This is a genomic window from Streptomyces sp. NPDC034043 (assembly GCF_055575675.1).
The window spans coordinates 133,238-145,801 of the sequence record NZ_JBVISF010000003.1; the positions used below are offsets into that span (position 1 = coordinate 133,238).

At 72.7% G+C, this 12,564-nt stretch carries 12 protein-coding genes; 5 read left to right on the top strand and 7 right to left on the bottom strand.

Annotated features, from left to right (window positions below; translation table 11 throughout):
- Positions 1-22: 22 nt before the first annotated feature.
- The gene (locus ACZ51S_RS09030) at positions 23-1,240 is read left to right on the top strand and encodes a cytochrome P450 (RefSeq protein WP_468960315.1); all 1,218 of its coding nucleotides are present in this window, start codon (positions 23-25) and stop codon (positions 1,238-1,240) included.
- An 88-nt stretch (positions 1,241-1,328) separates the two neighbouring features.
- Here the strand turns inward: ACZ51S_RS09030 and ACZ51S_RS09035 are convergent, their stop codons facing one another.
- On the bottom strand, positions 1,329-2,237 hold the full coding sequence (locus ACZ51S_RS09035) for a diacylglycerol kinase (protein ID WP_468801655.1): 909 nt from the start codon (positions 2,235-2,237) through the stop codon (positions 1,329-1,331).
- A 184-nt stretch (positions 2,238-2,421) separates the two neighbouring features.
- Between ACZ51S_RS09035 and ACZ51S_RS09040 the strand changes: the two genes are divergently transcribed.
- The 3 genes from ACZ51S_RS09040 (at position 2,422) to ACZ51S_RS09050 (ending at position 5,137) form a co-directional block, all read left to right on the top strand.
- Positions 2,422-3,705, top strand: a complete 1,284-nt coding sequence (locus ACZ51S_RS09040; protein ID WP_388933359.1) for an adenylosuccinate synthase — start codon at positions 2,422-2,424, stop codon at positions 3,703-3,705.
- A 179-nt stretch (positions 3,706-3,884) separates the two neighbouring features.
- Entirely contained in the window at positions 3,885-4,514 is a 630-nt protein-coding gene (locus ACZ51S_RS09045) for a DUF6879 family protein (protein ID WP_468476301.1), read from the top strand.
- A gap of 119 nt (positions 4,515-4,633) precedes the next feature.
- Positions 4,634-5,137 (top strand): carboxymuconolactone decarboxylase family protein, encoded by a 504-nt coding sequence (locus ACZ51S_RS09050; protein WP_468476302.1) that lies wholly within the window; start codon positions 4,634-4,636, stop codon positions 5,135-5,137.
- A 21-nt stretch (positions 5,138-5,158) separates the two neighbouring features.
- On the opposite strand, the gene ACZ51S_RS09055 is transcribed toward ACZ51S_RS09050, so the two are convergent.
- Positions 5,159-6,793, bottom strand: coding sequence for an ADP-ribosyltransferase domain-containing protein (locus tag ACZ51S_RS09055; RefSeq protein WP_468801250.1), 1,635 nt, complete (start codon positions 6,791-6,793; stop codon positions 5,159-5,161).
- 170 nt (positions 6,794-6,963) lie between these two features.
- Here ACZ51S_RS09055 and ACZ51S_RS09060 point away from each other — a divergent pair, with 170 nt between their 5' ends.
- Complete coding sequence (locus ACZ51S_RS09060) at positions 6,964-7,641, top strand: macro domain-containing protein (protein WP_468476304.1); 678 nt, start codon at positions 6,964-6,966, stop codon at positions 7,639-7,641.
- A gap of 25 nt (positions 7,642-7,666) precedes the next feature.
- Here ACZ51S_RS09060 and ACZ51S_RS09065 read toward each other — a convergent pair whose 3' ends face one another.
- The 5 genes from ACZ51S_RS09065 to ACZ51S_RS09085 form a co-directional block, all read right to left on the bottom strand.
- The gene (locus ACZ51S_RS09065) at positions 7,667-8,545 is read right to left on the bottom strand and encodes an alpha/beta hydrolase family protein (protein ID WP_468476305.1); all 879 of its coding nucleotides are present in this window, start codon (positions 8,543-8,545) and stop codon (positions 7,667-7,669) included.
- Between the two features lie 171 nt (positions 8,546-8,716).
- On the bottom strand, positions 8,717-9,937 hold the full coding sequence (gene kynU / locus ACZ51S_RS09070; RefSeq protein ID WP_468801254.1) for a kynureninase: 1,221 nt from the start codon (positions 9,935-9,937) through the stop codon (positions 8,717-8,719).
- Positions 9,930-10,778 carry a tryptophan 2,3-dioxygenase family protein gene (locus ACZ51S_RS09075; protein WP_468801256.1) on the bottom strand — a complete coding sequence of 283 codons (849 nt, stop codon included), beginning with the start codon at positions 10,776-10,778 and terminating at the stop codon, positions 9,930-9,932. Before ACZ51S_RS09075 ends, kynU begins: the two co-directional genes overlap by 8 nt.
- Positions 10,779-10,907: 129 nt before the next feature.
- Positions 10,908-11,321, bottom strand: a complete 414-nt coding sequence (locus ACZ51S_RS09080) for a DUF3151 domain-containing protein (protein WP_468476307.1) — start codon at positions 11,319-11,321, stop codon at positions 10,908-10,910.
- A gap of 115 nt (positions 11,322-11,436) precedes the next feature.
- Positions 11,437-12,561, bottom strand: a complete 1,125-nt coding sequence (locus tag ACZ51S_RS09085; protein ID WP_468476308.1) for a CE1758 family FMN-dependent luciferase-like monooxygenase — start codon at positions 12,559-12,561, stop codon at positions 11,437-11,439.
- Between the last annotated feature and the right edge of the window lie 3 nt (positions 12,562-12,564).

Here is a 12,564-nt window from a genome sequence, read left to right on the forward strand (position 1 = left end):
GGGCAGCGCTTAGGCTGAGGGGATGGGTTTTGATCCGTGGGATGCCGCCTTCGTCGCCGATCCGTACCCCGCCTACCGGGAGTTGCGGGAGCAGGGGCGGGCGGTGTGGTGCGAGGCGACGGGTCAGTGGCTGGTGCCGCACTACGCCGATGTGAGCGCCCTGCTGCGGGACCGGCGGCTGGGGAGGACGTACCTCCACCGGTTCAGCCACGAGGAGTTCGGGCGTGAGGCTCCGCCGCCGGAGCACGAACCGTTCCACGTGCTCAACGGGAACGGCCTGTTGGACCTGGAGGATCCCGCGCACGCCCGGGTGCGGCGGCTGGTGTCGAAGGCGTTCACCCCGCGCAGGGTGGAGCAGCTGGCACCGTCGGTCGAGCGGCTGGCCCGGGAACTGGTGGACGGGCTGCGGGAGGCCGGAGGCGGGGACCTGCTCACGGCCGTCGCCGAGCCGCTGCCGGTGGCGGTGATCGCGGAGCTCCTCGGGGTCCCGGAGGCGGACCGGGGGCTGCTGAGGCCCTGGTCGGCGGACATCTGCGGGATGTTCGAGCTGCGGCCCGACGCGGAGACCGCGCGGCGGGCGGTGACGGCGAGCGTGGAGTTCAGCGCGTACCTGCGGGAGCTGATCGCCGAGCGCCGCAAGGAGCCCGGCGTGGATTTGATCTCCGGGCTGATCGCCGCCCACGATGAGGAGGGCCGGCTCAGCGAGCAGGAGATGATCTCGACCTGTGTCCTCCTGCTGAACGCCGGGCACGAGGCGACCGTGAACACCACGGTGAACGGCTGGTGGGCCCTGTTCCGCAATCCCGAGCAGCTTTCCGCGCTGCGTGCGCGCCCCGGAGCGGCGGACGCGGAAAAGTTGTCCACAGCTGTGGATGAACTGATGCGCTACGACACGCCGCTCCAGATGTTCGAGCGCTGGGTGCTCGACGACATCGAGGTCGGGGACACCGTCATCCCCCGCGGAGCCGAGGTGGCGCTGCTCTTCGGGTCCGCGAACCGGGATCCGGCGCGCTTCGGGGACCCGGACGCGCTCGACCTGGAGCGGTCCGACAATCCGCACCTGTCCTTCGGTGCCGGGATCCACTACTGCCTGGGCGCGCCCCTGGCCCGGCTGGAGCTGGCGGCCTCCTTCGGGGCGCTGCTCGACGCGGACGGCCCGCCGATGCGGCTCGTGCGGGAGCCGCGGTGGCAGGACGGCTATGTGATCCGGGGCCTGCGGGAGCTGCTGGTGGAGTTCTAGGACCGCCTGCCGGGGCAGCGCGGAGCCCGGCCGCGCCGGGAGGGGCGCCCACCGGGCGCGCTCCGCCGCGGCCGGGCCGTACGCCGCCTCACCGGGGCAGCGTCAGGGACCACGCGGACCGCCGTACCGTCCACGTACGCCGGCGCACCGGGCCGGCCAGGGCATGGTCCGCCCGGTAGCGGAAGTCCTCTCCGGACGCCCCGGGCACCCCGGGCACCCCGGGCACCCCGGAAAATCGGGACATCCCAAATGCCCCCGGCACCCCCGGCACCCCCGAATACCCGGACATACCAGACACCCCGGACACCGTGACCGTCTCCGCGCGGCCCGTCAGCGGCGGCGCGCCCGCCAGCCGGACCACCACCTCCGCCGGCCCCGCCCCGCCCCCGGCGGTCCGTACGGCCACGTCCTCCACGGGCCGGTCCCCGTCGGCCAGCACCACCCCGTCCACCTCGACCCGCAGCCGGTGCACCGGCCGCACCGGCGCCGCCGGACCCGGCAGCAGTGTCCGCAGCAGCGAGCGGTAGCCCCCGCCCCGCCGCACGGCCTGCACCGGCGGACTGATCCGCAGCCCGCCCAGCACCACGCCGCCGCCGTCGTCCACCAGCAGGTCCCGTGGCCGGACCACCCCGTCCAGAGCCGCCCGGGCCGCCAGCACCGCCGACAGCGGCACCCCGAGCGAACGGGCCAGCGCCAGGGAGCCCGGCGCACCCACCGGGACCAGCGAAACCACCCCGTCCCCCGGCTCCGGCTCCCGGTGCAGCAGCCCCACGGCCCGCACCAGCGCCCGGTCGTCCCCCACGATCACCGGCCGCCGATGACCCCGGCGGGCGAGGGCCCGCGCAAATTCCTCCTGCGAATCCGGGAGGCAGATTTTCGCCGCGGCTCCCGCTGACAACACATCCTTCGCGATTCGCACGGACTCGCCGTCAAGACGGCGGGCGACCGGGTCGACGAGCACGAGCAGGCCGCCTACCGGCGCGCCCGCATGGCTCATGGCGGGCTCTGGAGCCGACACCTCGGTCCTTCCTCGGGTAGCATCTTTGTGCAAGAGGCCCTTGCGCTATTGCGCCAGGGCCTTCGTCTATTCCGGGGTACCGGTCCGACGGCTCAGCCTGCGGTGTACATCGTCGTACGCCCCCTGACCTTGGACATGCCCCATCCGGAAGAGGTGTACGCCTGTGCCCGCTCTTGTGCTGCTCGGAGCTCAGTGGGGTGACGAGGGCAAGGGAAAGGCCACCGACCTGCTCGGTGGATCCGTTGACTATGTAGTGCGCTACCAGGGTGGCAACAACGCCGGCCACACCGTGGTCGTAGGTGACCAGAAGTACGCGCTGCACCTTCTCCCGTCCGGCATCCTCTCCCCCGGATGCACCCCGGTCATCGGCAACGGTGTCGTCGTCGACCCGGCCGTCCTGCTCTCCGAGCTGCGCGGTCTGAACGAGCGCGGCATCGACACCTCCAAGCTGCTCATCAGCGGCAACGCGCACCTGATCACGCCGTACAACGTCACCCTCGACAAGGTCGGCGAGCGCTTCCTCGGCAAGCGCAAGATCGGCACCACCGGTCGCGGCATCGGCCCGACGTACGCGGACAAGATCAACCGCATCGGTATCCGCGTCCAGGACCTCTACGACGAGTCGATCCTCACCCAGAAGGTCGAAGCGGCCCTCGAGGGCAAGAACCAGCTCCTCGCGAAGCTGTACAACCGCCGCGCGATCGAGGCCTCCGCGATCGTGGAGGAGATGCTCCAGTACGCGGACCAGATCAAGGGCTACGTCGCCGACACCACCCTGATCCTCAACAACGCGCTCGACGACGACAAGGTCGTGCTCTTCGAGGGCGGCCAGGGCACCCTGCTCGACGTCGACCACGGCACGTACCCCTTCGTCACCTCCTCGAACCCGACCGCCGGCGGCGCCTGCACCGGCACCGGCGTGGGCCCGACGAAGATCAGCCGCGTCATCGGCATCCTCAAGGCCTACACGACCCGCGTCGGCGCGGGCCCGTTCCCGACCGAGCTGTTCGACGAGGACGGCGAGGCGCTGCGCCGCATCGGCGGCGAGCGCGGTGTGACCACCGGCCGCGACCGGCGCTGCGGCTGGTTCGACGCGCCGATCGCCCGCTACGCCACCCGCGTGAACGGCCTGACGGACTTCTTCCTCACCAAGCTGGACGTGCTGACCGGCTGGGAGGAGATCCCGGTCTGCGTCGCGTACGAGATCGACGGCAAGCGCGTCGAGGAGCTGCCGTACTCGCAGACGGACTTCCACCACGCGAAGCCGATCTACGAAACCCTCCCGGGCTGGTCCGAGGACATCACCAAGGCCAAGACCTTCTCCGACCTGCCGAAGAACGCGCAGAACTACGTGAAGGCGCTGGAGGAGATGTCGGGGGCACCGATCTCGGCGATCGGCGTCGGCCCCGGCCGCACCGAGACGATCGAGATCAACTCGTTCCTCTGACGAGAACGGCCACGACGGCCGACCGCGTCCGAAGGGGCGGGGAGCGCACCGCGCACCCCGCCCCTTCGGCGTGCCCCGGGCCTGAAGACACGATTCGGCAGACCGCGCCAACACGTACCGCGTCCGGCGGATCACGTTCGGTACAGTCGGCGCATTCGTCACCCAGGGCTGGGGATTCCATGCACGATCTCCGCGCGCCGGCGCTCCCGGCGACCCGAGGCGAGGCGCTCGACGCCGACGCCTACGCCGAGGACCTGCGGACCCGCCGCGCGGCGATCCGCAACGGCGATTCCTGGCGGCTGGAGCGGCTCCAGCACTTCGAGGAGACCGGCGACCCGGCCCGGGAGGCGCTGCGCCGGGGCGACTGGCGGGAGGTGCTCCGGCTGATCGAGGCGGAGCGCACCACCGCGCGCCGGGCCGCCGACGACGACAGCCGCAACGGTTCGCCTTTCCGCCGGCTGCGGGTGGTGGAGGAGCCGCTGTCCCCGTACGTGCAGTGGCAGCTGCACCGGCTCCACATGCGCGCGGAGGCCGGACACCAGACGCGGGTGCTGTCCGCCGAGGAGTTCTCCTTCGCCGAGGCGTCCGGCGGCGGTCCGCTGCCGGAGATCGTGATCCTGGACGGCCGTGTCCTGTACGAGGTCCTCCACACCCCCGCCGGCGTCCACACGGGCAGCCGACGGTACGAGGACCCGGCGATCGTCAAACCCTGGGAGGTGTACGTGAGGCGGGCCTACGCGAGGGCCGAGGACCTGCGGACGTACTTCACCCACTCCGTCGCGCACCTGCCGCCGCCCCCGGCGGCCTGAAGACCTTCCCGGATCGGCCTTCCGGGAAGGTTTCCCGAATCTCCTCCCCGGATCTGTCACATCCCCGCTCTCCCGTCCGTCAGTGCGGTGAAGACACCGACCGAAGGAGAACAGCAGCCATGACGAACACCTCCGCCACCGCCACCCCGGTCTCGCGGATGTCCGACCCGGGCGAGTTCGTGCCCGAGCTGAGCGACATCAGTGCCGCCCTCTTCCGCGCCACCGGCAACCGCTCGGTGCCGCGCACCACGATCAGCCTGGTCCACCTGCGTGCCGGACAGATCGTCCGCAACACCTACCTGACCGTCCTGAACACCGCCTTCCTCCGCAAGGCCGGGGAGACGGAGGAGCGCATCACCGCCGTCTCCTCCTGGCAGGACGCCCCTTACTTCACCGAGGCCGAGCGCGCCGCCCTCGCGCTGGTGGAGGCCACCCTCCAGCCCGCCCCGCACGGCGAGGAGCGCGTCCCGGACGCGCTGTACGCCGAGGTGGCGGAGCACTACGACGAGAAGGCGCTGGCCACCCTCACCATCGCGATCGGCCAGATCAGCTTCTTCATCGCCGTGGCCGTGATCGGCAAGCCCCAGCCGGTGGCATCCCTCGCCGACCAGCAGTGGGACTGAGGGCCGGCGGCCGCCGCCGGGTCAGGACACCAGGGTCTGGTCGTCCAGCTCGGTCAGCCGCACCGTGCACAGGCCGCCGCGCTCGGTCTTCACGTCCGTGACCTTCAGCTGCGTCCCCGGGGAGAGGATGAACTCCTCCTCCTCGGTGAACGCGGAGAAGTCGCGGATGCCGACCGCCCGAGCGGGCACCACCTCGAACAGCGTCCGCTTGCCGCGGCTGCCGAGGAACCCCCGGGCCACGCCCAGCTTGGGCGTGCAGGAGGACACGCCCCACCAGGTGACGGTGCGGCCCAGCGGGTACTGTGCCCGCAGGTCCAGCGCGACACCGCGGTACAGCGGCTCCGTGCGGGCGGGCAGCCCGGAGACCGCCGCGAACAGCAGCCGCAGGTACGGCAGGTACGGGACGAGGCGCGAGCGGTCAGGGGAGCGCAGGGCCGCGTTGATCTCCCGGTAGAACGCGGACTCGCAGGTGTAGAGGTGGAGGGCGGAGACCGCGTCGGCGGACAGCCCGCCGGCCGCTCCGTCCGCCCGCGCCTTGCCGAACTCGTAAGACCGGTCGACGTGCCCGCCGAGACCGGGCAGCAGCTCGGCGACGGCCGCGACGGCGTCCCGGAACTCCATGAGCGGGGTGTCGAACACCCCGGTGATCGCGGGGAGTACGAGCCCCTCGTCCTTGACGCTGGCGAGGCGCTCCAGATACAGCTGGTGCAGTTCCATCGTGGACGCGATGAAGGCGCCCATGCGGGCGGCGACGTCCTCGCCGCCCGTCCCGCCGGTCCCGGCGGCCGCCCGCTCGTTCCACCCCTTGGCCGGCAGCCAGTCGACCGGGTCCGCGCCCACGGACGCGAGGGCGTCGTTGACCGTCGCGAAGTGGTCGCCGTCGCAGAAGATGTCGCCCTGGGCCGCGGGATTGGCGTGGTCGATGTGCCGGACCTCGACCCCCGGGTACTTCTTCTGGAGTTCGAGGACGACCTTCTTCAGGCTGCGCGCGTGCGCCCCCCACCAGGCGAAGACGACGCCGCGGTCCTCCTCGGCGGCGTCCTGCTTGGCCTTGAGGATCTCCTCGACGATCCGCTCGGCGACCGGCCGCCAGAAGGCGGTGTGCGGATCGGCCCCGCCCCGCGCCCCGCCGCACTCCGCGGTGAGTGCCGCGTTCAGCAGGAGCACGCCCTGGGTGAGCATCGCCTGGAACCATTCCGGCGGCTGCACGGTGTCCCGCTCCTTCAGGAGCGCGCGTATGTCGGCGATCGGGGTCTTCTTCGGAATTCCGTGCTTCCACATCGCCGCCGCTTTGATGATGCAGCGAATGCTGACGACCCTGCCGAACTGACTGTCCTTCCAGTCGTGGAAGGTGTTGTCGAACATCGCTATGCCGGTGGCGCTTTCCGGCCGCGGATACGGGTTCTGCCCGAAGACGACGACTTTCCACTTGTGCGGCGGATTCGGCTTGAGCGCCTGGAAGGTCAGTTCACGGACGGGCACGACGTCCGGACCGCGGCCCGCACCGATGAACGCGGCGGCGTTCGGCTGCGCCTCGATGACCGGCTTGAGCAGCGGAAACCACGGTTCGCCGCCGCCCTTGAACAATTCGGCCAGGGCCAGCGGGTCATTCGGATCGGGCTGTGCGGCGGGAGCCGGGGAGTTGGTTTCGGGCATGGTGAGGAACTCCGAAATGTCGAACCGGACTTCGAATCTTTCCGCAGGCTAGCAGCGGGCACTGACATCACTGACCGACCGTCACCAGACCCTGATCGACGACCGATTGTCAGTGGTCGCCGCTAACGTGGTGAGCGGTCGGAAAGACCGATTCCCGATAGGAGTGGATGATGACCGAGGACCGCGTGCAGCCTGCGCTCAGGGTCGTACTGACCGACGTCAACGCCGGTGTGGTGGAGGCGTGGCGGGCCGCCTTCGCCGACACCCCCGGGATCGAGATCCGCCGGGGATCGATCCTCGACGAGGACGTCGACGCGTGGGTCAGCCCGACCAACTCCCGGGGCCGGATGGACGGCGGGGTCGACGCGGCCGTCAAGCGGTTCCTGGGCGCCGGCATCCAGCTGCGCGTGCAGCGGGCGATTCGCGACCGGTTCGGGGGCAGTCTCCCGGTGGGCAGCGCGGTGTGCGTGCCGTCCGGGGCGGTCACCCCGCGGTTCCTGATCTCGACGCCGACGATGGAGGCGTCCTCGCAGAACATCAGCGAGACCCTGAACGTGGCCCTGGCCTGCGCGGCCGCCTTCCAGGCGATCCACCAGCAGAACGAGACGCGGCCCGGCAGCATCCGCTCGGTGGCGCTGGTCGGCATGGGCGCCCGGACCGGCCGCGTGCCGGCGCGGGTCTGCGCGAACCTGATGTGGACGGGCTACACGCTCTTCAACGACCACCGCTTCGAGGACTACGACGACCTGCGCGCGACGATCACCGCGCAGCTGGACGACATAGAGAGCGCCCCGGCCGGGAAGCGGGTCCGCATCATCCCGCCGCAGCGGACCGCGTCCCGCCGCTGACCGGCCGCTCCACACCCCCGGGCGGCTACCAGGCGAGTTGGGAGATCTCCTCCGCGACCACCGCGCAGGCGTCCGCCGCCGGATCGATCAGGGGGAAGTGACCGACGCCCTCGACCAGGGTCAGGCCGACCATCTCGCCCGCCTTCGCGGCGGCGGCCACGTACGACTCGGCCACCGCCGGCGGGACCACGATGTCCTCCCGCCCCTGCACCACGGTGGTGGCGATGCCCGTGGGGAGCAGTGCCGCCGGATCGGCGAAGGGCAGCCGGGCCTCCCAGTGCTCCGGCCCGCCCAGCAGCTGCGCCGACGCGCCGCCGCACACGCCGAGTTCCTCCGCCACCCCGAAGTCCGCGATCGGGGCCAGCGCCACCACACCGCGCAGCGGCGGCGGGGCGGACAGCCGCCAGGGCGCGCCGTACGGCAGGACGTGCCGCGCCGCCGCCCACAGCGCGAGCTGGCCGCCCGCCGAGTGGCCGGTCACCACCGTCCGGCGGGAGTCGGCGGCGGGCAGGGCCGCCGCGGCCAGGCCGGGCAGGGCGTCCATGGCGGCGGCCACGTCGTCGAAGGTCTCGGGCCAGCGCCCGGCCACCGGCCCCCCGGCGTCCTGGTGGGGCAGGGAGCTGCCGCGCCGGTACTCCACGTTGGCGACGGCGAAGCCCCGCCGGGCGAGGAGGTCCGCGAAGGGGGTGATGTGCTGCCGGTCGTAGCGGGCCCGCCAGGCCCCGCCGTGCAGGACCACCACCAGCGGGGCGGAGCCCGCCGGCCCCTCGCCCCGGGGGGCGTAGAAGTCGATGACCTGGTCGGGGTGGTCCCCGTACGCGGCGCTCGCCTCGGGCGCGACCGGGGGGTGGGCGAAGGCCGAGGCGGCCTCGGCGGCGTCCCGTTCGACTGCGGGGTCCGTCATCGGCTCGACCTCTCGGTAACGCGTGGGACAGGGGGGACAGATGTTCCGGTGTTCCGGCAGAGCGGGACCGTACCAGGCCCGCACGCCCCGCCAGCCGCCGGATCGAGCCCGCACGGAGGCGGGCGGAGCCGTAGCCCCGCCCGCCCCGTGGTGTGACGTTTCGCTACCGCGTCACCCGAAAATGTGACCCAGTGTGCGCGCCGCGTGCTCCACGTCGGCGAAACCGACGTAGAGCGGCGTGAACCCGAACCGCAGGACGTCGGGGGCGCGGAAGTCCCCGACGACCCCCCTGGAGATGAGCTCGGCCATCACCTCGCGGGCACCCGCGGCCCGCAGCGAGACCTGGCTGCCACGCCGGCCGTGCTCGGCCGGGGTCACCGGCTCGACCCGCCCGTCCGGGACGTACGCGGCCACGCACTCGAGGAAGAAGTCGGTCAGCGCGAGGGACTTGGCGCGCACCGCCTCGATGTCGACGCCCTCCCAGGCGTCGAGGGCCGCCTCCAGCGCCAGCATGGACAGGATGTCCGGGGTCCCGACGCGAACCCGGGCCGCACCCTCGGCGGGGACGTACTCCGGAGTCATCGCGAAGGGCTCGGCGTGGCCGTTCCAGCCGGGCAGCGGGGAGTCGAAGGCACCCTGGTGCCGTTCGGCCACGTAGATGTAGGCCGGGGAACCGGGGCCGCCGTTCAGGTACTTGTACGTACAGCCCACCGCGAGGTCGACGGAGTGCGCGTCGAGGCCCACGGGCAGGGCTCCGGCGCTGTGGCACAGGTCCCACACGATCAGCGCGCCCGCGGCGTGCGCGGCGCCGGTGAGGGCGGGCAGGTCGTGCAGCCGGCCCGTGCGGTAGTCGACGTGGTTGAGCAGCACCACGGCGGTGTCGTCGCCGAAGGCGCCGGCCGCGTCGGCCGGATCGACCGGGACGAGCTCGAGGCCGGTCATCCGGGCGGCGGACGCGGCGATGTAGCCGTCCGTCGGGAAGGTGGTGGCGTCGACCAGCATCCGGGTCCGGCCGGGCGCCGCCAGGCGGGCGGCGCCGACCAGCGCCTTGAAGAGGTTGACGCTGGTGGAGTCGCCGACGGTCACCTGGCCGGGGGCGGCGCCGATCAGCGGGGCGATGCGGTCGCCGATCCGCTGCGGGGCGGTCCACCAGCCGCTCTCGTCCCAGGAGCGGATGAGGAGCTCGCCCCACTGGCGCCGCACGACGTCGGCCACGGCGCCGGGAACGCCCGCCGGCAGCGCGCCGAGGGAGTTCCCGTCGAGGTAGACGACCCCCTCGGGGAGGGTGAAGCGCGCCCGGAGCTTGCCGAGCCCGTCTTGGGCGTCGAGCCTCGCGGCCCGTTCCTGGAGCTCCGGTATGGGGTTCAGGGGGTTCAGGCCGGGCTCAGACATGGCTGCGGGCCGTCCAGAGCTCGGGGAAGACGTTCTTCGACGCGCGCTTCTCCAGCCAGGTCACCCCGGCCGAGCCGCCCGTTCCCGTCTTCGCTCCCATCGCCCGGCGCGTCGCGACCAGGTGGTCGTTGCGCCAGCGCCAGACCAGCTCGGCGACGTCCGTCAGCACCTCGCCGAGGCGGTGCAGGTCGGCGTGCGGGCCGGACGGGTCCGCGTAGAGGGCCGTCCAGACGGCCTCGACCTCGGGGGAGGGCTCGTACCGCAGGGCGAGGTCCCGGTCCAGGACCGCCCGGGGGACCGGAAGGCCGCGGCGGGCCAGCAGGCGCAGGGTCTCGTCGTACAGGCTGGGCTCGTGGAGGGCCTTCTCCAGTTCGGCGTGGACCCGCGGCGCGCCCCGGTGCGGGACCAGCATCGACGCCGACTTCTCACCGAGCAGGAACTCCATCCGGCGGTACATCGCCGACTGGAAACCGGAACCCTCGCCCAGGGCGGCGCGGTACGCGTTGAACTGGGCGGGGGTGAGCTGGGCCAGCGGCCGCCAGGAGGCGTTCAGGGCCTCCAGCTCGCGGAGGGATCGTTTCAGCGCGTCCATCGCGACGGGGACGTCGTCCTCGCGCAGGGCGCGGGCGGCCGTCTCCCACTCGTGGACGATGACCGTGAACCACAGCTCCATGACCTGGGTGGTCACCAGGAACACCATCTCGCCGGGGTCGTCCGAGCGCAGGTGCTGGAGGTGGGTGAGGACGTCCGCCTGGACGTAGTCCTCGTACGGAGTCGTGCCGTCGAAGTCGAGGTTCGGGGTGTCCGAACCGGCTCCGGAGGCATCAAGGGCGTGCGACATTTCTGTCTCCTCGACACGTGCTTCCGGGTAGCGGTCCGCTCCTTCCGGTGAGGTAAGTGGAGCCCCGGTCCCCTGCCACGCATCATAAGCAGGGGACCCGGAGGCCCTCTAGGGCGAGCCTCGACAGCGTTATGCGAGCGTGTCCGCCGCCGTCGGCGAGGAATCCCGCAGGAAGGTCGAGCAGCGCTCGTGCTCCTCCTTCTCCCCGATGGCCCCGGCGGCCCGCGCCAGCGCGTGCAGGGCGCGCAGGAAGCCGCGGTTCGGCTCGTGCTCCCACGGCACGGGGCCGTGGCCCTTCCAGCCGGCCCGGCGCAGCGCGTCGAGGCCGCGGTGGTAGCCGGTACGGGCGTACGCGTACGACTCCACCGTCCGGCCGGCGGCGTACGCCTGGTCGGCGAGGGCGGCCCAGGCGAGCGAGGAGGAGGGGTGCGCGGCGGCCACCTCGGCCGGGTCGGTACCGGCGGCGAGCGCCTCGCGGGGCGCGGGCTCGTCGGGCAGGTGGGTGGGGGCGGGGCCCCCGAGCAGGTTCTGGTGAATCGACATGGGCCCAGTCTGGCCGACGACGGCGCCCAGCGGCGAAGCCGGGCGGCGGCGAAACGGCCGCGGCCGGGCAGCGGCAGGCAACGCGGCCCGCGGCCGGCCGGCGGTCAGGACCGGATCACGCGCCGGTCCGGGAAGCCGCGCACGCCCCCAGGTCGGCGCGCCGCTCCGTGCCCGCGGCCGGCCCGGCCGCCGGGTGGCGGGGAGCCGGGGGCACGCCCGCGGGCCGGGAGGCGGCCAGTTCCCGGCGCAGGACCGGCACGATCCGCTCGCCCAGCGCGTCGACCTGCTCCAGGGCCGCCTCCAGTGGCAGCCCGCAGTGGTCCACGGCGAAGAGCTGGCGCTGGTAGTCCCCGTAGGCCTCCCGGAAGGTGAGCACCTTCTCGATGACCTGATCGGGGCTGCCCACCGCCAGCGGGGTCCGGGCCGCGCACTCCTCCAGGGACCAGCGCCCGCCGTGGAGCCGGGACCGGTCGTAGTACGGGCGGAACTCGCGCACCGCGTCCTGCGAGCGCGCCCGTACGAAGACCTGCCCGCCGAGCCCGACGACGGCCTGCCGGGCGGTGCCGTGTCCGTGCTCCTCGTACCGGGCGCGGTACAGCTCCACCAGGCGCGCGCACTGCTCGACGGGAGCGGACAGGTTGTCCGCGAAGAAGCCGTCGCCGTAGTACGCGGCCTGCTCCGCGATCTCCGGCGAACGCACCGACGCGTGCCACACGAAGGGCGGTACGCCGTCCAGCGGGCGGGGCACGGAGGTGAAGCCGTCGAGGCGGGCCCGGAAACGGCCCCGCCAGTCGACGTCCTCCTCCCGCCACAGGCGGTGCAGCAGGGCGTAGTTCTCCCGGGCCAGCGCGATGCCCTGGCGCAGGTCCTGGCCGAACCAGGGATAGCAGTTCGGGGTGCTGCCCCGGCCCGTCATCAGGTCGAGGCGGCCGCCCGCCAGGTGCTGGAGCAGCGCGTACTCCTCGGCGACGCGGACCGGGTCGTTGGTGGTGACCAGGGTGGTGGCGGTCGACAGGATCAGCCGCCGGGTGCGCGCGGCGAGGTAGCCGAGCAGCGTCGACGGCGAGGAGGTCACGTAGGGCGGGCTGTGGTGCTCGCCGGTGGCGAAGACGTCCAGGCCGGCTTCCTCCGCCCGCACCGCGAGGGCGGTCATGGCCCGGATCCGCTCGTGCTCGGTCGGCGTGCGGCCGGTCGACGGATCGGGGACGGCCTCACCGAGCGAGAAGACGCCGAACTGCACCCC

Bases quoted from the DNA above. Each gene is read 5' to 3' on its own strand.
- ACZ51S_RS09065 (WP_468476305.1), bottom strand. From the start codon at position 8,545: ATGACGGACCCCGCAGTCGAACGGGACGCCGCCGAGGCCGCCTCGGCC.
- ACZ51S_RS09045 (WP_468476301.1), top strand. From the start codon at position 3,885: ATGCACGATCTCCGCGCGCCGGCGCTCCCGGCGACCCGAGGCGAGGCG.
- ACZ51S_RS09035 (WP_468801655.1), bottom strand. From the start codon at position 2,237: ATGAGCCATGCGGGCGCGCCGGTAGGCGGCCTGCTCGTGCTCGTCGAC.
- ACZ51S_RS09075 (WP_468801256.1), bottom strand. From the start codon at position 10,778: ATGTCGCACGCCCTTGATGCCTCCGGAGCCGGTTCGGACACCCCGAAC.
- ACZ51S_RS09080 (WP_468476307.1), bottom strand. From the start codon at position 11,321: ATGTCGATTCACCAGAACCTGCTCGGGGGCCCCGCCCCCACCCACCTG.
- ACZ51S_RS09030 (WP_468960315.1), top strand. From the start codon at position 23: ATGGGTTTTGATCCGTGGGATGCCGCCTTCGTCGCCGATCCGTACCCC.
- ACZ51S_RS09055 (WP_468801250.1), bottom strand. From the start codon at position 6,793: ATGCCCGAAACCAACTCCCCGGCTCCCGCCGCACAGCCCGATCCGAAT.
- ACZ51S_RS09050 (WP_468476302.1), top strand. From the start codon at position 4,634: ATGACGAACACCTCCGCCACCGCCACCCCGGTCTCGCGGATGTCCGAC.
- kynU (WP_468801254.1), bottom strand. From the start codon at position 9,937: ATGTCTGAGCCCGGCCTGAACCCCCTGAACCCCATACCGGAGCTCCAG.
- ACZ51S_RS09060 (WP_468476304.1), top strand. From the start codon at position 6,964: ATGACCGAGGACCGCGTGCAGCCTGCGCTCAGGGTCGTACTGACCGAC.